This window comes from Caulobacter sp. 602-2, assembly GCF_011043625.1.
Taxonomy (GTDB): domain Bacteria; phylum Pseudomonadota; class Alphaproteobacteria; order Caulobacterales; family Caulobacteraceae; genus Caulobacter.
The window spans coordinates 68,549-89,323 of record NZ_JAAKGT010000016.1 but is presented as its reverse complement, the minus strand read 5'-3'; the positions used below and the strand labels follow the sequence as shown (position 1 = coordinate 89,323).

Annotated in this window: 14 protein-coding genes; 4 read left to right on the top strand and 10 right to left on the bottom strand. The window is 68.3% G+C overall.

The genetic code is table 11. The features are described from left to right. Nucleotides 1-34: 34 nt before the first annotated feature. A complete protein-coding gene (locus tag G5B46_RS22495; RefSeq protein ID WP_165262649.1) occupies nt 35-895 on the bottom strand; it encodes an NAD-dependent epimerase/dehydratase family protein in 861 nt (286 codons plus the stop codon). A 35-nt stretch (nt 896-930) separates the two neighbouring features. Between G5B46_RS22495 and G5B46_RS22490 the strand changes: the two genes are divergently transcribed. From G5B46_RS22490 to G5B46_RS22480, 3 genes are read left to right on the top strand one after another with little or no spacing between them, the layout of a single operon-like run. Beyond that, the gene (locus G5B46_RS22490) at nt 931-1,278 is read left to right on the top strand and encodes an MmcQ/YjbR family DNA-binding protein (RefSeq protein ID WP_165262647.1); all 348 of its coding nucleotides are present in this window, start codon (nt 931-933) and stop codon (nt 1,276-1,278) included. Continuing rightward, nucleotides 1,262-1,927, top strand: coding sequence for a Pr6Pr family membrane protein (locus tag G5B46_RS22485; protein ID WP_165262645.1), 666 nt, complete (start codon nt 1,262-1,264; stop codon nt 1,925-1,927). Before G5B46_RS22490 ends, G5B46_RS22485 begins: the two co-directional genes overlap by 17 nt. A 21-nt stretch (nt 1,928-1,948) precedes the next feature. After that, nucleotides 1,949-2,788 carry an aldo/keto reductase gene (locus G5B46_RS22480; protein ID WP_165262643.1) on the top strand — a complete coding sequence of 280 codons (840 nt, stop codon included), beginning with the start codon at nt 1,949-1,951 and terminating at the stop codon, nt 2,786-2,788. 173 nt (nt 2,789-2,961) lie between these two features. Here G5B46_RS22480 and odhB read toward each other — a convergent pair whose 3' ends face one another. From odhB to sucC, 4 genes are all read right to left on the bottom strand, one after another. After that, on the bottom strand, nt 2,962-4,179 hold the full coding sequence (odhB, locus tag G5B46_RS22475) for a 2-oxoglutarate dehydrogenase complex dihydrolipoyllysine-residue succinyltransferase (protein WP_165262641.1): 1,218 nt from the start codon (nt 4,177-4,179) through the stop codon (nt 2,962-2,964). 107 nt (nt 4,180-4,286) lie between these two features. Continuing rightward, a complete protein-coding gene (locus tag G5B46_RS22470) occupies nt 4,287-7,250 on the bottom strand; it encodes a 2-oxoglutarate dehydrogenase E1 component (RefSeq protein ID WP_165262639.1) in 2,964 nt (987 codons plus the stop codon). Nucleotides 7,251-7,524: 274 nt separating this feature from the next. Continuing rightward, complete coding sequence (sucD, locus tag G5B46_RS22465; protein WP_058348626.1) at nt 7,525-8,409, bottom strand: succinate--CoA ligase subunit alpha; 885 nt, start codon at nt 8,407-8,409, stop codon at nt 7,525-7,527. Nucleotides 8,410-8,411: 2 nt separating this feature from the next. Then, nucleotides 8,412-9,611: an ADP-forming succinate--CoA ligase subunit beta gene (gene sucC, locus G5B46_RS22460; protein WP_165262637.1), complete on the bottom strand. Its 1,200-nt coding sequence runs from the start codon at nt 9,609-9,611 to the stop codon at nt 8,412-8,414. A 542-nt stretch (nt 9,612-10,153) separates the two neighbouring features. On the opposite strand from sucC, the gene G5B46_RS22455 reads away from it, so the two are divergent. Beyond that, nucleotides 10,154-11,833 (top strand): PAS domain-containing methyl-accepting chemotaxis protein, encoded by a 1,680-nt coding sequence (locus G5B46_RS22455; protein WP_165262635.1) that lies wholly within the window; start codon nt 10,154-10,156, stop codon nt 11,831-11,833. Nucleotides 11,834-12,012: 179 nt separating this feature from the next. Here the strand turns inward: G5B46_RS22455 and G5B46_RS22450 are convergent, their stop codons facing one another. From G5B46_RS22450 to G5B46_RS22430, 5 genes are all read right to left on the bottom strand, one after another. Further along, nucleotides 12,013-15,369, bottom strand: a complete 3,357-nt coding sequence (locus G5B46_RS22450) for a glycosyltransferase (RefSeq protein WP_165262633.1) — start codon at nt 15,367-15,369, stop codon at nt 12,013-12,015. Nucleotides 15,370-15,663: 294 nt separating this feature from the next. Continuing rightward, the gene (locus tag G5B46_RS22445; RefSeq protein WP_165262631.1) at nt 15,664-16,992 is read right to left on the bottom strand and encodes an MFS transporter; all 1,329 of its coding nucleotides are present in this window, start codon (nt 16,990-16,992) and stop codon (nt 15,664-15,666) included. Nucleotides 16,993-17,087: 95 nt separating this feature from the next. Continuing rightward, the gene (locus tag G5B46_RS22440; RefSeq protein WP_165262629.1) at nt 17,088-19,328 is read right to left on the bottom strand and encodes a TonB-dependent receptor; all 2,241 of its coding nucleotides are present in this window, start codon (nt 19,326-19,328) and stop codon (nt 17,088-17,090) included. A gap of 185 nt (nt 19,329-19,513) precedes the next feature. After that, nucleotides 19,514-20,212 (bottom strand): TetR/AcrR family transcriptional regulator, encoded by a 699-nt coding sequence (locus tag G5B46_RS22435; RefSeq protein WP_165262627.1) that lies wholly within the window; start codon nt 20,210-20,212, stop codon nt 19,514-19,516. Nucleotides 20,213-20,301: 89 nt separating this feature from the next. Next, nucleotides 20,302-20,769, bottom strand: coding sequence for a DUF2141 domain-containing protein (locus tag G5B46_RS22430; RefSeq protein ID WP_240903616.1), 468 nt, complete (start codon nt 20,767-20,769; stop codon nt 20,302-20,304). Between the last annotated feature and the right edge of the window lie 6 nt (nt 20,770-20,775).

Here is a 20,775-nt window from a genome sequence, read left to right as displayed (position 1 = left end):
CTTTGGGGGAGGTGGCCCGGAGGGCCGGAGGGGGTCAGAACCGCGGCCTGAAATCCCTCGGCGCCCATCCGAAATCCCTGACCGCGTCCGACGAGTCGAACGTCAGGTCCTGGCTCATGCGCGCGCCCATGGCCGCCGTGGCGCCAGGGAAGAACGGGCGGGCCAGGGTCAGGAGCAGGCCGAACAGCCAGGGCGGCAAAACCAGGATCGCCGGACGGCGGCCCAGGCCCTCGAACACCCGGCGGGCCATCTCGCGATAGGGCAGGGTCTCGCCGCCCACCAGGGCGTAGGCGCGGTCGCGGGCGGCGGGCGCCGTGGCGGCGGCGATGGCGCCGGCCGCCAGGTCGTCGGCGTGGACCGGCTGGCGCAGGCCCTCGCCCATCCCTGACAGCGGCAACACCTTGAAGCGGCGGATCAGGCCTGCCAGGCGGCTGACATTGCCGTCGCGGCCTTCGGCATAGATCAGGGTCGGGCGCAGGATCGTCCAGGCCACGCCGTGTTCCCGGCAGAAGGCCTCGACGGCGTCCTCGGCGTCGGCCAGGGCCTTGGCCACGGCGCGCTCGGAGGCCTCGGGCGAGGTTTCCTTGGTGAAGCGGCTGGTCGAGGAGAAGGCCACCAGGCGCTTCATGCCGCGCGCCTGCAAGAGCGGCAGCACGTCAGGCAGCAGCCAGATCGGCGACAGCGAGAACACCGTGGCCGCGCCGGGCAGCTGTTCGGCCAGGTCCTCGCCCTTGAGGTCGGCGTCGATCCAGCAGGCGTCTCCACCCGGAGGTCTCCGCGACAGGCCCATCGGCTCGTGGCCGGCGGCCTGCAGCCGGTCCATCAGGAACGTCCCGATCAGGCTGGTGGCGCCCAGCACAAGGATCGGCGTCTTCAGGGTGTTTTCCGCGCTCATGGTCCCTCTATAGTCGCGGAAAGGAAGCTTCGCCCATGCCCATCACCTATGACGAGGTCCGCGCCTTTGCTTTCGCCTTGCCGCTGGTCGCGGACGGGACGTCCTATGGCTATCCCTGCCTCAAGGCGAACGGCAAGTTCCTGACCCGGCTGAAGGAGGACGGCGACAGCCTGGTCCTGCCCGGCGTGCCGTTCGACGAGCGCGAGATGCTGATCGAGGCCGCGCCCGAGGCCTTCTATTTCACCGACCACTATCGCAACTATCCCATGGTGCTGGCGCGGCTGTCGGCGGCGGAGGCCGGAACGGTCATGCGCCTGCTCGAGCGCCACTGGCGCGCCTGCGTGCCGAAGAAGGTGCTCAAGGCCCATGACCAGCGGGCCTGATCGCATCCGCCCCTGGCGCCTGATCGCCGCCGGCGTCGTCTGGTTCGGCGTCGTGCTGCAGTACGCCCTGATGGTGGCGGGCGAGGACGCCGCCCGGGCCGCGGTCTCGACCGTGCGGTTCTTCAGCTACTTCACCATCCTCAGCAACATCGCCGTCGGGCTGGTGCTGGCCTTGTCGGGCCTGGCGCCGGGATCGCGGCTGGCGGGGTGGGCGCGACGCGCGGGGACCCGCGTGGCGGTCGGCGTCTACATCGCCGTGACCGGCGCGATCTATCACTGGCTGCTGGCAGGGCTGTGGGACCCCAAGGGCTGGCAGTGGGTCGCCGACACCCTGCTGCACACGGCGGCCCCGCTGCTCTACCTGGCCGACCTGCTGGCGGTCCCGCCCCGCGAGACCGCGCGCTGGAGCCAGGCCTGGAAGGCGCTGGTCTTCCCCGCCGCCTTCGGCGTCTGGACGCTGCTGCACGGGGCGGTCTCGGGCTTCTATCCGTATCCGTTCCTCGACGTGGCCAAGCGCGGCTATCCCGCCGTTCTCGTGACCATGGTCGTGATGTCGGCCGGCTTCTACGCGCTCACGCTGCTGCTGACCGGCCTGCAGCATCTGCAACTTCGGCTGGCGAAGCTGGGCGCGGCGCCTATATCCGGCTGACCAGATTTTGCGGAGCTTTCCATGTCGAACCCCACCCCCGGCGTCCGTTCGGGCGACGTCGAGATCCCCGCCATCGGCCTGGGCACCTACCAGCTGGAGAACGGCCTGGCCCAGGGCGTGACCGAGAAGGCGCTGGAGCTCGGCTATCGCCACGTCGACACCGCCCAGATCTACGGCAACGAGCAGGACGTCGGCGCGGCCCTGGCGGCGACTGGCGTGCCCCGCGACGAGATCTTCGTCACCACCAAGGTGTGGATCGACAAGTTCGCCGAGGGCGATCTGCAGCGCTCGGTCGACGAGAGCCTGAAGAAGCTGCGCGTCGACCAGGTCGACCTGCTGCTGCTGCACTGGCCCAAGCCCAAGCCGGCCCTGGCCGAGACCATCGCCGCCCTGAACGCGGTGAAGGCCGACGGCCGCACGCGGGCGATCGGCCTGTCGAACTTCCCCTCGGCGCTGTGGGAGGAAGCGGCCAGGCTGTCGGAGGCCCCGCTGGCCACCAACCAGGTCGAGTACCACCCCTACCTGTCGCAGAAGACCCTGCGGGCTGTCGCCGACAAGCTGGGCGCCTCGATCACCGCCTGGTCGCCCCTGGCCCAGGGCAAGGTCGGCGACGATCCCGTGCTGAAGGCGATCGGCGACAAGTACGGCAAAACCCCCGGCCAGGTCACCCTGCGCTGGCAGGTGCAGCAGGGCGTGGTCACCATCCCGCGCACCAAGAACCCCGCCCGCCTGGCCGAGAACTTCGCGATCTTCGATTTCACGCTGACGGATGAGGAGATGGCGGCGGTCTACGCCCTGGCCCGCCCGGACGGCCGCATCGGCGACTGGATCGACGCGGCGTTCCGGTGGGATGCGGAGTGACTTTTGAAGGTGCTCCCCCTCTGGGGGAGCTGTCGCGGAGCGACTGAGGGGGTCCGGCCGCCGCGCTGGCCCCCTCCGGCCCTCCGGGCCACCTCCCCCAGCGGGGGAGGATTTCAGGCAAAGAAAAAGGGGCCGCTTTCGCGGCCCCTTCGTCGTTCTGGGATGACCAGACCTTACAGGTCCAGCAGCAGGCGCTGCGGGTCTTCCAGGGCTTCCTTGACCTTGACCAGGAAGGTCACGGCGCCGGCGCCGTCGACGACGCGGTGGTCGTACGACAGGGCCAGGTACATCATCGGACGGATCTCGATCTTGCCGTTGATGACCATGGCGCGTTCCTTGATCGCGTGCATGCCCAGGATGCCCGACTGCGGCGCGTTCAGGATCGGGGTCGACATCAGCGAGCCGTAGATGCCGCCGTTGGTGATCGTGAAGGTGCCGCCCTGCATGTCCTCGATGGCCAGGCCGCCGGTGCGGGCCTTCTTGCCGAGGTCGCCGATGGTCTTTTCGATCTCGGCCAGGTTCAGCACGTCGGCGTCACGCACGACCGGAACCACCAGGCCCTTGTCGGTGCCGACGGCGACGCCGATGTCGTAGTGGTTCTTGTAGATCACGTCCTGGCCGTCGATCTCGGCGTTGACGTCCGGGATCGCCTTCAGCGCGGCCACGACAGCCTTGGTGAAGAACGACATGAAGCCCAGCTTCACGCCGTGACGCTTTTCGAACACGTCCTTGTACTGGGCGCGCAGGGCCATGACCGCGCTCATGTCGACCTCGTTGAAGGTCGTCAGCATGGCGGCGGTGTTCTGGGCTTCCTTCAGGCGGCGGGCGATCGTCTGACGCAGGCGCGTCATCTTCACGCGCTCTTCGCGCTCGTGCAGGGCGCGCGGCGCGGCCGGAGCGGCGGCCGGAGCCGGAGCGGCGGCGCGGGCTTCCAGGGCGGCGAGAGCGTCGCCCTTGGTCACGCGGCCGTCCTTGCCGGTGCCGACGACCTTCGACAGGTCGAGGTTGTTCTCGGCGGCGACGCGGGCCGGGGCCGGGCTGACCGGAGCGGCGGCCGGGGCGGCCGGAGCCGCGGCGGCGGGCGCCGGGGCCGGGGCGGGAGCCGGAGCAGCGGCCGGAGCCGGAGCGGCGGCGGCCGGAGCGGCCGAGGCGGTCGCGCCTTCGGTCACCACGCCCAGGACCGTGCCCGGAACGACGGTGGCGCCTTCTTCGGCGCTGATCGCGGCCAGGACGCCGTCGGCCGGCGAGACGACTTCGAGGCTGACCTTGTCGGTTTCCAGCTCGACGAGCAGCTCGTCCTTCTTCACGGCCTCCCCGGCCTTCTTGGTCCAGCGGGCGACCGTCGCTTCGGTGACGGATTCGCCCAGGGCGGGGGTCATGATGTCGGCCATGTCAGGTTCCGATGTCTCTTTGATCTGGCGGTCGGGGTCTAAACGAACTTAGGCCGCCGCGCCCATCGAACAAGTCCGAGGACGCGGCGGCTTGAAGGTTGGTGCTCTTAGGCGAAGGCTTCGGTGAGGAAGGCTTCGAGCTCCTTGAGGTGGCGGCTCATCAGGCCGGCGGCGGTCGAGGCGCTGGCCGGACGGCCCACGTAGCGGGCCCGCTTGGCCTTGACGTCCATCTTGTCGAGGGTCAGCTCGATCCACGGATCGACGAAGGTCCAGCCGCCCATGTTCTTCGGCTCTTCCTGCACCCACACCAGTTCGGCGTTCTTGAAGCGGTTCAGGACGCCCATGACCGACTTCATCGGCCACGGATAGAACTGCTCCAGGCGCAGGATGTAGACGTCGTCGCGGCCGCTCTTGGCGCGCTGGTCCACGAGGTCGAAGTAGACCTTGCCCGAGCACATGATGACGCGCTTGATCTGATCGTCGCTCTTCAGCGTGATCCCGCCGACGTCGCAGCCGGCTTCGGCGCCGTCCACCATCACGCGGTGGAAGGCGGTGCCTTCGGCCAGGTCCGACAGGTTCGAGACGGCGCGCTTGTGGCGCAGCAGGCTCTTGGGCGACATCACGATCAGCGGCTTGCGGTACTCACGGTGCATCTGGCGACGCAGGGCGTGGAAGTAGTTGGCCGGCGTGGTGCAGTTGACGACCTGCATGTTGTCTTCCGCGCACGACTGCAGGAAGCGCTCGAGGCGCGCCGAGCTGTGCTCGGGGCCCTGGCCTTCGTAGCCGTGCGGCAGCAGCATCACGAGGCCGCTCATCCGCAGCCACTTGCGTTCGCCCGAGCTGATGAACTGGTCGATCACCACCTGGGCGCCGTTCACGAAGTCGCCGAACTGGCCTTCCCACAGGGTCAGGGTGTTCGGGTCGGCCAGCGAGAAGCCGTACTCGAAGCCCAGCACCGCCTCTTCCGACAGGGCCGAGTCGATGACTTCGTAGTTGGCCTGGCCGGCGCGGATGTTGTTCAGCGGCGTGTAGTGCTCTTCGGTCTTCTGGTCGATGACGTCGGAGTGGCGCTGGGTGAAGGTGCCGCGGACCGAGTCCTGGCCCGACAGGCGGACCGGGAAGCCTTCGTCGAGCAGGGTGGCGAACGCCAGGTGCTCGGCCGTGCCCCAGTCGAGGCCTTCGCCCTTGCTGATGGCGTCGCGACGGTTCTCGATGGCGCGCTTGACGGTCTTGTGGGCCTCGATGCGCTCCGGGATCGCCGTGATCTTGGCGCCCAGTTCCTGCAGCTTGGCGAGCGGAACGTCGGTCTTGCCGCGACGCTCTTCGTCGCCCGGCTGGGCCAGGCCCTTCCACTTGCCGTCCAGCCAGTCGGCCTTGTTGGCCTTGTAGCTCTTGCCGGCCTCGAATTCCTTGTCGAGGAAGGTCTCGAATTCGCCGACCCAGCCGTCGGACTCGGCCTGGGTGACCAGGCCTTCGGCGATCAGGCGGTTGGCGTACAGTTCGCGGGTCGAGGGGTGGCCCTTGATCTTCGCGTACATCAGCGGCGACGTCATGGTCGGATCGTCGCCTTCGTTGTGGCCGAAGCGACGGTAGCAGACCATGTCGATGACCACGTCCTTGCCGAACATCTGGCGATATTCGGTGGCGATCTTGGCCGCGAACACCACGGCTTCGGGATCGTCGCCGTTCACGTGGAAGATCGGGGCCTCGACCATCAGCGCCATGTCGCTCGGGTAGGGCGAGCTGCGCGAGTAGCGCGGGCTGGTAGTGAAGCCGATCTGGTTGTTGACGATGAAGTGGATGGTGCCGCCCGTGCGGTAGCCCTTCAGGCCCGACAGGGTGAAGCACTCGGCCACGACGCCCTGGCCGGCGAAGGCCGCGTCGCCGTGCAGCAGCAGCGGCAGCACGTGGCCGCGGCCGGCGTCCGGCTGTTCGCGCAGGGTGAAGGCCTGCTTGGCGCGGGCCTTGCCGATCACGACCGGGTTGACGATTTCCAGGTGCGACGGGTTGGCGGTCAGCGACAGGTGGACCTTGTTGTCGTCGAACTCACGGTCCGACGAGGCGCCCATGTGGTACTTCACGTCGCCCGAACCCTCGACGTCCGAGGGCACCGACGAGCCGCCTTGGAATTCGTGGAAGATCACGTGGTAGGGCTTGCCCATCACGGCGGCCAGCACGTTCAGGCGGCCGCGGTGCGGCATGCCCAGGACGATGTCCTTCACGCCCAGCGAACCGCCGCGCTTGATGATCTGTTCCATGGCCGGGACCATGGCTTCGCCGCCGTCGAGGCCGAAGCGCTTGGTGCCGGGGAAACGCTTGTGCAGGAAGCGCTCGAAGCCTTCGGCCTCGACCAGCTTCTTGAGGATGGCGACCTTGCCTTCCTTGGTGAAGGTGATTTCCTTGTCGCGGCCCTCGATGCGCTCCTGCAGCCAGGCCTTCTCGGCCGGGTCGGAGATGTGCATGTACTGGACGCCGACGTTGCCGCAGTAGGTGCGGCGTAGGATCGACAGGATCTCGCGGATCGTGGCGGTCTCCAGACCCAGCACGAAGTCGAGGAAGATCGGACGGTCGTAGTCGGCCTCGGCGAAGCCGTAGGTGGCCGGGTCGAGCTCGCTGGCGTCCTTGGCGGGATCCAGGCCCAGCGGGTCGAGGTTGGCGGCGAGGTGGCCGCGCATCCGGTAGGCCCGGATCATCATGATGGCGCGCAGGCTGTCCAGCGTGGCGGCGCGGACGGCTTCGGCGGAAGCGCCGGGAGCCTTGGCCTCGACGGCCTTGGAGATCTTGGCTTCGACGGCGGGGGCGACGCTGGCCCACTGGCCGTCAAGCGCCGAAAGCCAGTCGGGACGGGCGGTGGGAACGCTCTTGGGCGTCCAGGCCGGGTCCTTGGCGGCGCGCTTGACCTGATCGGCCTGCTCGGCCAGCGAGGAGAAGAAGGCGTTCCAAGAGGGCTCGACCGACCCGGGGTTCTCCGCCCACTGGGCGTAGAGATCCTCAACGAATGCGGCGTTCGCGCCGTAGAGGAAGGAGGTCTCGGTCAAGACCTGATTGATGATGCCTGCGTCGTCCGCCATCGTCTTCGCCTCGATGCTCGCCCGCCGAGGCCATCCGGCGGGATCACGAGCTCGTTTCAAACATGAAGCGCGACGACCGGTTGGCCGCTATCCATTTTCGGCCGCTGCGCTTCGGATCCGTTTACGGGACCGGTTAGACACCGGTCCCGTAAATATAGTCTCTCAATCACCCGTCGCCCGCGCCATGCGGCGGGGCCCAGGTGATTTTTTCGGATCGTCGACTGGCGGTCGCAAAAAACCTGGGCCCCGCGCGAGGCGGGGTTTCGGTAGTCTATTAGCCCTTGAGGACTTCGAGCAGGGTCTCGCCCAGCTTCGCCGGCGACGGCGAGACGCGGATGCCCGCTTCTTCCATCGCAGCGATCTTGTCCTCGGCGCCGCCCTTGCCGCCCGAGATGATGGCGCCGGCGTGACCCATGTGACGGCCCGGAGGAGCCGTGCGACCGGCGATGAAGCCGACCATGGGCTTCTTGCGGCCGCGCTTGGCTTCGTCCTTCAGGAACTGGGCCGCTTCTTCTTCGGCCGAGCCGCCGATCTCACCGATCATGACGATCGACTTGGTGGCTTCGTCGGCCAGGAACAGTTCCAGCACGTCGATGAACTCGGTGCCCTTGACCGGGTCGCCGCCGATGCCGACGGCCGTGGTTTGGCCCAGGCCGGCGTTGGTGGTCTGGAACACGGCTTCATAGGTCAGGGTGCCCGAACGCGACACGACGCCGACCGAGCCTTCCGAGAAGATCGAACCCGGCATGATGCCGATCTTGCACTGGTTCGGGGTCAGGACGCCCGGGCAGTTCGGGCCGATCAGGCGCGACTTGCTGCCTTGCAGGGCCTTCTTCACGCGCACCATGTCCAGCACCGGGATGCCTTCGGTGATGCAGACGATCAGCGGGATTTCCGCGTCGATGGCTTCCAGGATCGAGTCGGCCGCGAAGGGCGGCGGGACGTAGATCACCGAGGCGTCGGCGCCGGTGGCTTCCTTGGCTTCGCCGACGGTGTCGAACACCGGCAGGCCGATGTGCGTCTGGCCGCCCTTACCGGGGGTGACGCCGCCGACCATCTTGGTGCCGTAGGCGATGGCTTGTTCCGAGTGGAACGTGCCCTGGGCGCCGGTGAAGCCCTGGGTGATGACCTTGGTTTCAGAACCGATGAGGATCGACATGATTAGCGAGCACCCTTCACGGCCGCGACGATCTTCTCGGCGCCGTCAGACAGATCGTTGGCGGCGATGACGTTCAGGCCGCTTTCCGAGATGATTTTCTTACCCAGTTCGACGTTGGTGCCTTCCAGGCGAACGACGAGCGGGACGGTCAGGCCGACTTCCTTCACGGCGGCGATGACGCCTTCCGCGATGATGTCGCAGCGCATGATGCCGCCGAAGATGTTGACCAGGATGCCCTTCACGGCCGGATCGGCGGTGATGATCTTGAAGGCCGCGGTGACCTTCTCCTTCGAAGCGCCGCCGCCGACATCGAGGAAGTTGGCCGGCTCGGCGCCGTACAGCTTGATGATGTCCATGGTGGCCATGGCCAGGCCGGCGCCGTTGACCATGCAGCCGATTTCGCCGTCGAGGGCGATGTAGGCCAGGTCATACTTCGAGGCTTCGATTTCCTTGGGGTCTTCTTCGCTCTCGTCGCGCAGGGCGCGGATGTCCGGGTGACGGAACAGCGAGTTGCCGTCGAACGACAGCTTGGCGTCCAGGACGCGCAGGTGGTCGTCGGCGGTGACGATCAGCGGGTTGATCTCCAGCATCGCCATGTCCTTGGCCAGGAACGCCGTGTAGAGCTGCGTCAGCAGCACGGCGGCTTCCTTGGCCAGGCCGCCGGTCAGGCCCAGGGCCTTGGCCAGCGCGCGCTGGTGGGTCGGCCACACGCCGGTGGCGGGGTCGATCGAGAACGAGTGGATCTTTTCCGGCGTGGCGTGGGCCACGTCTTCGATGTCCATGCCGCCCTCGGTCGAGGCGACGACCGAAACCATCGAGGTTTCACGGTCGACCAGCAGCGACAGGTAGAATTCCTTGGCGATCGCGGCGCCTTCCTCGATGTAGAGGCGGTTCACCTGCTTGCCCTTGGGGCCGGTCTGGTGCGTCACCAGCACGCGGCCGAGCATTTCGGCGGCGTTGGTCTTGACGTCTTCGACCGACTTGACGACGCGGACGCCGCCCTTGGCGTCGGGGCCGAGGCCCTCGAACTTGCCCTTGCCGCGGCCGCCGGCGTGGATCTGGCTCTTCACGACGAAGACCGGACCGCCCAGCTTCTCGGCGGCGGCGACGGCTTCGTCGACGGTGAACGCCGCGTAGCCGCGCGGGACGGGGGCGCCGAACTCCGCGAGGACGGCTTTGGCTTGATGCTCGTGAATGTTCATGAGGGACCGGTCTTCCGCGACGGTTCTTGAATGTGGCGGCGTTATAGGAGCGTGATTTCGCAGGCGCAACCGCACTTGGACGATAAGGCGCCCCCATATTTTCGATCCGTTGTCCGATTGGACAACGGCGCCCCCTTCCTGGGCCGGGCGATCGAAAAGCCTGATCTTTTCGCAAATCGTCCACAGCCCCAGGCTGGCAAGGCGTTCGGGGGCGCAAGGGGCCTCAAAGAACCATGTTACCGCTCACTTTAATCGCGAGAGCTGTCCGTTTGTGCACTGCGGTTGCGCCTGCTCGGGCGGCCGGCGGATATGCCGCAGTTCGTGACGAAGTATTGCTGCGGTCGGCGACCGTCGTGCGGCCGAACTTGGAAAAACAACGACTTAAATACGATTCATTTTGTGCAAAATCGCCAAGGAGAGGCAGGATATACTCGGTGCGACGTCAAGGCTTGAAAGTATCAATCATTTATTGACCGTCCCGAAGCTTCTCCTTGCCGTACGCACCCTGGGGAAAACCCCGGTCAGGCAACGGAAGACGCTCCATGTTCAACCGCTCGCAAGTTCAGGCCGCCCTGACCCTGGCGGCCCTCGACCGGTCGCTGGCGACCATCGAGTTCGACCCCAAGGGCCGGATCCTCACGGCGAACGCGAACTTCTGCACGGCCATGGGCTACGACCTGGCCGAGATCGTCGGCCAGCACCACAGCCTGTTCGTCGAGCCCGACTACGCGGCCAGCAGCGACTATGCGGCCTTCTGGGCCAAGCTTGGCCGCGGCGAGTTCGACGCCCGCGAGTACCTGCGGGTGGGCAAGGGCGGCCGCGAGGTCTGGATCCAGGCTTCGTACAATCCGATCCGCAACGCGCGCGGCGCGGTGACCCGCATCGTCAAGATCGCCACCGACATCACCGAGCAGAAGCGCCGCGCCGCCGAGCAGCATGGCAAGATGGAGGCCATCGGTCGGGCCCAGGCGGTGATCGAGTTCACCCCGGCCGGCGAGATCCTGACCGCCAACCAGAACTTCCTCGACGCCCTGGGCTATTCGCTGACCGAGATCCAGGGCCGCCACCACCGGATGTTCGTCGAGCCGGCCGAGGCCAATGCGCCGGGCTACGCCGCCTTCTGGGCGCGGCTTAACGCCGGCGAGTTCGTCGCCGCCGAGTTCAAGCGCCTGGGCAAGGGCGGACGCGAGGTCTGGATCCAGGCCTCGTACAACCCGATCTTCGACCACAAGCGCCGCATCGCCAAGGTCGTGAAGTTCGCCACCGTGGTCACCGGCCGCGTCGACGCGGTCAACGCCATCGCCACGGGCCTGGATCACCTGGCCCGCAACGACCTGACCTACCGCATCGAAAAGCCGGTCGATGCGCAGTTCGCCAAGGTGCGCGACGACTTCAACAGCGCCATGTCGGCGCTGGACGGCGCCATGGGCGTGGTGGCCTCGGCCACCCAGAGCGTCGGGGCCGGGGCGCAGGAGATCTCGATCGCCGCCGACGACCTGTCGCGACGCACCGAGATCCAGGCCTCGAACCTGGAGGAGGCCGCCGCCGCCCTCGACCAGATCACCGCCACCGTCAACCGCAGCGCCGAGGGCGCGCGCGAGGTCTCGCAGGTGGCTTCCGCCGCCCGCATCGACGCCACCCGCTCGGGCGAGATCGTCAGCGAGGCCGTGGCGGCCATGGGCGAGATCGAGGAAAGCTCGGGCAAGATCACCAGCATCATCGGCGTGATCGACGAGATCGCCTTCCAGACCAACCTGCTGGCCCTGAACGCCGGGGTCGAGGCCGCCCGGGCCGGGGACGCGGGCAAGGGTTTCGCGGTCGTGGCTTCCGAGGTGCGGGCCCTGGCCCAGCGCTCGGCCGAGGCCGCCAAGGAGATCAAAGCCCTGATCGCCCGGAGCACCTCGCAGGTCGGGCGCGGCGTGCGGCTGGTCGGCGAGACCGGCGAGGCCCTGGCCACCATCGTCGACAAGGTCGGCAAGATCGACGGCCTGATCCTGGAGATCGCCCAGTCCTCGCGCGAGCAGGCGACGGGCCTGTCGGAGGTCAACACCGCCGTCAATCGCATGGACGAGGTCACCCAGCGCAACTCGGCCATGGTCGAGGAAGCCACCGTCGCCTCGGCCAGCCTGAAGCTGGAGGCCGGCGAGCTGGCGCAGCTGGTCTCGCAGTTCGAGGTCAGCAGCGGCGGGACGGTGAAGACGGCCGCGAGGCGGCGGGCCTGATCCTGAAACCTCTCCCAAGGGGAGAGGGAGGGGCCCGCGCCGACAGGCGTGGGAGGGTGAGGGGGTAAACCGCCAGCGGTCCCATCACCCCTCAGTCACAGCTCGTCCGGATAGGCTTGAAACCCCTCACCCTCCCATGCTGCGCATGGGCCCCTCCCTCTCCCTCTGGGAGAGGTGTTTCATTTGACCGCCGCCGTTGCCCGGCGTTCCAGCTTGCCCCAGCCGACCCGACCGCCGCGCACGGCGGTCAGCACCGACTTGACCACCACGTAGTACATCAGCTGGCGATAGCCGAAGCGCTGGACCGGCAGATAGGGCAGGTCGGCCCAGGGCGCGCGTTTCTCCAGGGCCATGCCCAGGGCGCCCGCCGACAGGTCGACGAGGATGAACACCGCCCAGTAGAGCAGGCCCCGCACCATGTCGTCGGGCCGCCATTCCAGCGGGTGGGCGACCGCCGCGTAGAGGCCCGAGACCAGGCTCCAGATCACGGCCAGGTCGACCAGCGGCGCAGCCACGGCCAGCAGGATCTGGAACAGCCAGATTTGCGGCAGGGCCACGAAGCCCAGCACCGGGGTCTTGGGATTGAACAGCGCCGCGCGGTGCTTCCACACGCACTGCAGGGTGCCGAACGACCAGCGGAAGCGCTGCTTGAGCAGGCCCGCCACAGTGTCGGGCGCCTCGGTATAGGCCCGGGCCTCCGGATCGAAGGCCACCTTCCAGCCGGCGCGCTGGCAGGCGATGGTCAAGTCCTGGTCCTCGGCCAGGGTGTCGGAGGGATAGCCCCCCAGGGCGTCGAGCACGCTCTTGCGCCAGGCGCCGACCGCGCCCGGCACCACGGTCACCGCGCCCAGCGCCGCCAGCGCGCGCCGCTCCAGGTTCTGGGCGGTGACGTATTCCAGCGCCTGCCAGCGGGTGACGATGTTGAGGCGGTTGCCGACGATGGCGTTGCCGGCCACGGCCCCGATCTTCGGGTCGGCGAACCAGCGGGCCAGGCGCCCGATCGTCTCGGGCGGGAAGAGGGTGTCGGCGTCCAGGGCCACGACGTACTCGCCCCTGGCCACGGCCAGACCCCGGTTGACGGCCCGCGCCTTGCCGCCGTTCTCGAACGACAGCAGCGTCACGCGCGGATCGCCCTCGAAGTGGTCTCGCACCTCCTGGGCCGTGCGGTCCTTGGAGCCGTCGTCGAGGACCAGCACCTCGATGTTCTTCCAGTCGCTCTCCAGGATCCGGGCCACCGAGGCGGCGATCACCTTCTCCTCGTTGAAGCAGGGGATCAGCACGCTGACCAGCGGGCCGGCGCCGGCGTCCAGGTCTTCGGGCGTGCGTTCGGTCGCCTTGTGGACCAGGGCCAGGCAGGCCAGGAAGACGAGGCGCGCCACGCCCAGCGCAATGGCGGTGATGAAGAGGCCGGCCAGCAGGGCGTTCAGTCCCCGGAAGAAGCCGAAGCCCAGGCGGTCCAGCGCCAGGCCGACGGGGTCGCGCTCGCTTTTCGGCATCACCTGCTCGGGCGTCATGCCGGCCAGCTCGCCGACCGTCACCAGCCGGTAGCCGCGGGCGCGGATGCCGTCGATCAGGCCGGGCAGGGCCTTGATGGTGTTCTCGCGGTTGCCGCCGGCGTCGTGCAGCAGCACCACCTGGCCGGGATTGGCGCCGGGGTGGTCCAGGCGGTCCAGCGCGCGGTCGATGATCACCTGAGGCGGGGGCTTCTGCCAGTCGTCGGTGTCGATCCGCAGGCCGACGATCAGGTAGCCGAGGGTCTGGGCGATCACCAGTGGATCGACCTCGCGCGGGGTCGAGGGCTCGGCGTCGCCGAAGAACGGCGGCCGGAACAGGCGCATCGAGCGGCCGGTGACCACCTCGAACAGGCGCTGGGTGGCGTTCAGCTCGACCTGGGTCTGGGGCAGCGGCGTCTCGCCGATGTTGGGGTGGGTCCAGGTGTGGCCGCCGACGTCGTGGCCCTCGCGGATCTCGCGCTCGACCAGGCCCGGATGCTTCTGCATGTTCTGGCCGATGACGAAGAAGGTCGCGGGCGCGTTCTTGGCCTTGAGAATGTCGAGGATCTTCGGCGTCCAGCGCGGGTCGGGGCCGTCGTCGAAGGTCAGGGCCACCAGGCCCGGCTTCTGGCCGTAGCGCTCGATGACGTAGGAGCTGGGCAGCACGTCGTAGGTCTCGCCCGAGATCAGGCCGGTGTCGGGGTCGAACTCCAGCGAGCGCTTGCCGGGCGTGGGCAGGGACGAGACGCGCAGCACCTCGCCGCCGCCGTCGAAATCCACGCTCTGGCCGGCCGGGATGCGGGCCAGGCCCGCCGCCGCGCCCTTGCCGTAGGGCTGGCCCAGCACGCTCCACACGCCCGGATCCTCGCCGCCCATGCGCCACAGGCCATAGCCGCGCGGCTTGAACGCGTCGCTGGCCTTGACCTGGTTGAACAGGGTGGCCGCGTCGAGGAACCACACCACGTGCTTGTCGCCGTTGTCGGCGGCGTAGGCGTAGGTGGGGTTCAGGGCGTCGTCGTCCATGCGGATGTCCGCGCCTGCGTCCTGGGCGTTGCGGATCGCCTCGTGGAAGGTGGCCGCGTCGCCGCTGGCCGCCGCGCCGTCGGGCTTCAGCGTCCAGTCGTAGCCGTAGGCGCCCAGCGCCAGCACCGTGCGGGCCGGGTCGAGGGCGGAGAAGCGCTTGTCGAGCTCGGCCTCGTACCAGTCCTGGCCGGCGTTGGGGCCCGGATCGCCGCCGCCGTAGTGCTGGTCGTAGGCCATCAGCACGATGGTGTCGGCCGACTGCTGCAGGCGCTTGAGCGGCCAGCCCTGCTCGTCGAAGGGCGCGGTGACCCAGACCTCGCGGCCCGAGGCCTTGAAGGCCGCGCGGGCCTCGTCCAGCAGCAGCGGGTAGTTGGAGAGGCCCTTGGGCGACAGGGCCTCCAGGTCGAAGATGTAGCCGCCGAAGCCACGGCGCTGGGCCAGGGCGACCAGGTTGTCGATCAGCGCCTTGCGGGCGGCCGGATCGGCCAGCAGGGCGTCGGCCATCGGGCCGTCGAACCTGGCGTCGGCCGAGTTGTGGACCAGCGGCAGCACGGTGGGGTGGTTGGTCGCCGCGGCGATGCGGGCCGAGCCGACCGGGTCGTCGTCGACCGCGATCTGGCCCTTTGGACCGTTCAGCGCCACCCATTGGGGCGAGACCACGTCCAGCTGTCCGATGTGGCGGCGCAGGGACTCGCGGCTGTCCTCGTCCCAGGGTACGTAGAAGCCGACGCTCAGCGGCTTGGCCGCGCCCGCGGCCGTCGGGGTCTTGGGGGCGGGCAGGGCGCGCCAGGCCGGCGGCTTGCCGGGCTTGAGCCGATGGACCGTCTCCTCGTGCAGGGCCGACAGGACGTGCGGGTCCTTCAGGGTGACGGCCGGCAGGCGAGGTGCGAAGGCCAGGGTGGCCAGGAAGCCGGCGACGATCGCCGCGACCAGCGACAGGCCTATGCCCGCCGCCAGGGTGAACCTGCGCCGCCGCTTGCCGGTGGGATCATGGAAGATGTGCCGATCGTCGCCGCTCATCGCGCCGTGCCCCGTTCATACCGCTGATAACACGGTTTCGGCGGCGCAATGATCCTCGATCATGTCCGAACGGTGGCGCTTGAACGGCCTTGAAGCGACTGCGACTTTTTGGCGGGGGATCCCTGTAGGCCCCCCTCTCCCGTCATTCCCGCCCTTGTGGCGGGAAACCCTGGTTCCGCTCCCACAAGAGGCGCAAGCGGACTGCTCAGCAGTCCGCCCTTCTCACCCTTGCAGTTGACAGAGGGGCTCCCGCCACAAGGGCGGGAATGACGGGCGGAATTGAGAGGCGGCTGATCAGTCCACCCAGTCCTTCTCCAGCCGCTTGCTGGCCAGGAAGAACAGGCCGGCGGCCACCAGGTAGAAGGCCATGCCGGTGTAGATCGACCAGCGCAGCGACTCCGCGCCGAACACCGGCTTCAGCAGGTCGGAGACCAGGCCGAAATAGTAGATGCCGACGGCGATGCCCAAGAGGTTGTTGATCAGCAGGAACAGGGCCGAGGCGGTGGTGCGCATCGGGGCGGGGGCCAGATGCTGGACGGCGGCGGTGATGGGGCCCAGCCAGGCCAGGTTCAGGCCCGTGGGGATCAGGAAGATCAGGAAGGCCGCGGTCATGGCGGCGGACTTGCCCAGGCCCCCGAACAGCGCGCCGCTGTTCATGGCCAGCAGGAAGCACGGCACCGAGATCAGGAAGGCGATGGCCGGCGTGATCGGATAGCCCGACTTGGACTTGGCCCCCAGCTTGTCGGCGACCACGCCGCCCAGCCAGATGCCCAGCAGGCCGCCGAACAGGGCGATGCCGGAATAGTACCAGGCGGTCTGCGACAGGGTGAGGCCAAGGCTGCGCATGAAGAAGCTGGGCAGCCAGGCGGCGACGCCGTAGCCGCACACCGACGAGGCGGCCGCGCCGAACGACAGCAGCCAGAACGACGGCTTGGCGGCCAGCAGGCGCACCGCGTCGCCGAACGGCGGGGGCGGCGCGGCCGGGGCGGGGGGCGCGCCGCTTTCGATCCGGTCGGCGCCGCCGCGCTGCGGGTCCTTGACGATCGCCCGGAAGACCGGGGCCAGCACCACGCCCAGCAGGCCCACGACGATGAAGGCGGTGCGCCAGCCGTAGGTGGCGGCCAGCAGGCCGCCGACCAGGGTGCCCAGGCCCGAGCCCAGCGGGATGCCGAAGGCGTAGGCGGCCAGCGCACGGGCCCGCTGGCTCTTGGGGAAGTAGTCGGCGATCAGCGAATAGGCCGGGGCCACGCCGCCGGCCTCGCCGACGCCCACGCCCATGCGCGAGAAGAACAGTTGCCAGAACCCGCCGGCGAAGCCGCACAGGGCGGTGAAGCCGCTCCACACGGTCAAGGCGGCGGTCATGATCCACACGCGGCTGAAGCGGTCGGCCAGCCAGGCGATGGGGATGGCCAGGGTGGTGTAGAGCAGGGCGAAGGCCAGGCCCCCCATCAGGCCGAACTGGCCGTCGGTGAGGCCGAACTCGTCCTTGATCGGCTTGGCCAGGATCCCGAGGATCTGCCGGTCGAGGAAGTTCAGCGTGTAGACGAGGATCAGCGTGGCCAGCACCACGTAGCGATAGCTCGGGGCCGGCGCGGCCTCGTCAGGTTTGCGACCGTCGTCCATCGCCATGCCCCCAGGGAATCAAACTCGGCTTTGTTTAGCCCGGATAAGAAAAGGGCGACGGCCTGTTGCAGCAAGCCGTCGCCCGAGGCGTTCGCCTAGAACTTCACTTCGAACGACGCCGTCACCGTGCGCGGCGGGCCGTAGAAGGCGCTGACGGAGTTGCCGTAGAACACGGCCGCCGACTGCGGGAAGTTGTAGCCGCCGATGCGATAGCGCTCGTCGCCCAGGTTCTTGCCGGTCAGGGCGGCCTTGTAGCGGCCCTGCGCCGAGGTCCAGATCAGGCTGGCGTCATAGAGCCAGTAGGCCCCCTGATCGAGCGCCGAGGGGATCTCGAACATGTGGTAGGACGAGCGGTACGAGGCCGTCGGGGTGAAGGTGATCGAGCCGTTGTCGCCCAGGTCGTGGCTGAAGTTCAGGCCGAAATTGCCCGTCCACTTGGGGGTGTTCTGGAACACCCGCGAGTCGGAGAAGTCGCGCACCACCGGCGGCGTCGAGGTCAGGTCCAGCGCGCGGTACTCGTCGAACTCGGCCTTGATGTAGCCCAGCGAGACGTTGGCGCTGACCCAGTGAGCCAGCTTGGCGACGCCCTCGACCTCGAAGCCCGACATGTGGGCGCGGCCGACGTTCAGCACCTGGCTGGCGATCGAGGCGCCGACCGGGGTCTGCTGGGTGACCTGCATGTCCTTGTACTTGGAGTAGAACACCGCGGTGTTCAGGCTCAGGCGACGGTCGAAGAAGTAGCCCTTCAGGCCGCCTTCGAACGAGTCGACGGTCTCGGGCTCGTAGCCCTCGGCCGAGTTGGGCGTCAGGATCTGGTCGGAGCGCATGTCGAAGCCGCCCGACTTGAAGCCCTGGCTGTAGGAGACATAGGCGTTCAGGTCGTCGCTGATCTCGTACTTGGCGCTGAGGCGCGGGGTGAACTTCGAGAAGGTCTTCTTGTTGGTGAAGCTCGAGCGCAGCAGGCCCGGAACCGCGGCGTTGTTGCCGAACAGCGGGCTGCGGATGCCGGTGAAGTTCTGGCGATAGACCCGGCCGTACTTCTCGTCGCGGGTCAGGCGGCCGCCGACCGAGACCGACAGGCGCTCGGTCAGGTCGTAGCTGACGTCGGCGAAGGCCGAATAGCTTTCGGTGTCGACGTTGCCGGCGGTCGCGATGGTCGTGTTGATCTGGCTGACCACGGTGTCGAAGGCGCCGGCGGCGGTGGCGTTCATGTAGTAGACGCCGGCCACGCCCTGCCAGCGGTCGCCGGTGAACAGCGCCTGGAATTCCTGGCTGAACTGGTGGTCGTTGTAGCGGCCCGGGATGTCGAGATAGGCGCCCGGCAGTTCGTCGAAGTCGATCGTGCCCTCGGTGCTGCCCGAGCGGTAGGCGGTGATCGACTTGACGGTGATCAGGTCGTTGATCGTCCACTGGCCCAGCAGCGACACGCCGCTGTTCTTGACGAGGTTGCTGTCGCCCGAGCCGGCGCGGGTGTCGTAGACGTCGGGCAGCACCTCGCCGCCGGCGATCGGCTGGCCCAGGATGTTCAGCGCGCGCACTTCGCGGTGGCCGTGGCGCGGGTTGGACTCGTCGCGCGTGGTGTCGGCCGACAGCCGGAAGAACAGGGCGTCGCTCGGGGTGTACTCGACGCTGACGCGGCCGGTGGCGACGTCCTTGTCGTAGTGCTCGGCGCCGGTGTTGAGGTTCTTGCCGTAGCCGTCGTGGTCGAACTTGGCGGCGGCGAAGCTGACCGCCAGCTTGTCGTTGATCGGCGCCTTCACCGAGATCAGGCCGTCGCGCTCGTTGTAGTTGCCGACCGTGCCCTTGATCCGGACCTCGGGATCGGGACCGATCTTGCGGGTCACGTACTTCACCGCGCCGCCGATGGTGTTGCGGCCGTACAGCGTGCCCTGCGGGCCGCGCAGCACTTCGATGCGCTCGATGTCGAACACGTCGAGCACCGCGCCCTGCGGACGGGCGATGTATACGTCGTCGACATAGAGGCCCACGCCGGGCTCGAAGCCCCACAGCGGGTCCTGCTGGCCGACGCCGCGGATGAACGAGATCAGGGTCGAGTTCGAGCCGCGAGCCACCTGCAGGGTCAGGTTCGGGGTCGACTGCTGCAGGCTGGTGATGTCGGAGGCGCCGATCCGCTCCAGCGCGCCGGCGCTGTAGGCCGAGACGGCCACGGGCACGTCCTTCAGCGTTTCTTCGCGGCGGCGGGCGGTGACGACGACTTCCTCGACGCCGACGCCCGTTTCGCTGGTCGTGGTCGCCTGTTCCTGTGCAACCGCGAGATTGCTCGCAGCGCCCCACGCCGCGCCAGCCAGCAGCGCAGCCTTCCACATCGTTTTCATGGACAGCCCCTCTTACCTAGATGCGTTTCGTCCCTCACGCCGGCCGGACCGTCTTTGGCGGTCTCGTTTCCAGCGTTTCCCGCACGATTTCACCGTCGCGAGAATTCGACTTCACTGTCACCTAGGTTGAGGGATTGCGCCAGCCTTTTTTCACCAGGTGGTGAAAAGTGTGATCGGTGTACGGATCAGGCCTTGTTCTGCTTGGCGATCACGGCCTCGAAGCCGGCCGCGCAATAGGCGAACAGGCGGGCGCGGACGGCCTCAAGGTCGCTGGAATGGCAGAGGCCTTCGGACAGCGAGTCGATGCGGCCGGTCTCCGACAGGGCCAGCATCATCGAGCCGGTCAGGAACTGGTAGCACCAGTAGAGGTCGCGATACTCGGCGTCGGGACGAACGATCTTCAGCGTGTCGACCAGCTGGTGGACGACGGGGTCGAAGAACCGGGCCATGGTCTCGCCGCCCCAGGCCGGGGTGTTGTTCACCTGGGCGACCAGGGCGAAGTAGCTCTTCCAGCCGCCGCCGCCCTCCTGCGAGATGCGCAGCAGCGGATCGATGAAGGCGGTGATCACCCCTTCCGCCGTCATGCGCTCGCCGAAGGTCTCCACATAGGCGTTCATCGAGACGCTGCGGGCCTGGTTGAGGATCTCGGCCCGGCGCAGGAACACCGCGTCGAACAGCTCGCGCTTGGCGCCGAAGTAGTAGTGGATCAGGGCCGTGTCGACGCCGGCCTCCGACGCCACCTGGCGGGTGGTCACCCCGTGGAAGCCGTGCCGCGCGAACAGGCCCTCGGCGGAGTCGAGAATGGTCTCCTTGAGGTCCAGGCCCGTGGCCTTGGAAGGGCGGCCCCGCCCGCCGGAACGGGCGCGGGTCTTGGCGGCGGTCATGTCGAGCGGGCCCCTCCCGAACTATCGTTGTTCCTCGGATAGGCCCGTGCGCGGCGCCCTGGCAAGAGCGGGGCCGTTCGGGCCGGGCCTCACTGCAGGCTCAGGGCCTGGGCGTTCTCGCCCGGCGCGACGGTGAAGGCGGCGGCCTCGAAGGACGGCGGGCCCATCATGCCCTTGGCGTCGTTGGAAAAGCCGTAGGGCTCGACGGGGATGCCGAAGCCGTTGGTTCCCAGGCGGCCGTCGCCGTCGACGTCGTGGAACACGCGGACGGCGTAGGTCCCCGCCGGCAGGTCCAGGCGCACGCTCGGCGTGGGTTCGGCGGCCGGAACGTTCACCGACGCGACCGCCGCACCGCCCTTCCAGGCCTGGGCGTTGTCGTAGACGGCCACGTGCAGCGCGCCTGTATGGGCCTTCAGCGTGGGAAAGGTCAGGGTCAGGCCGGCCTCGTTCCGGGGCGCGGCGGCGGCGGGCGGAGCGGCGACGAGGGGAATGTCCTGGCAGAGGCCGGCGGCCGGAACGGCCATCAGGGCGGCGGCGAGGAAGACGGCGAGACGCATGAAGAG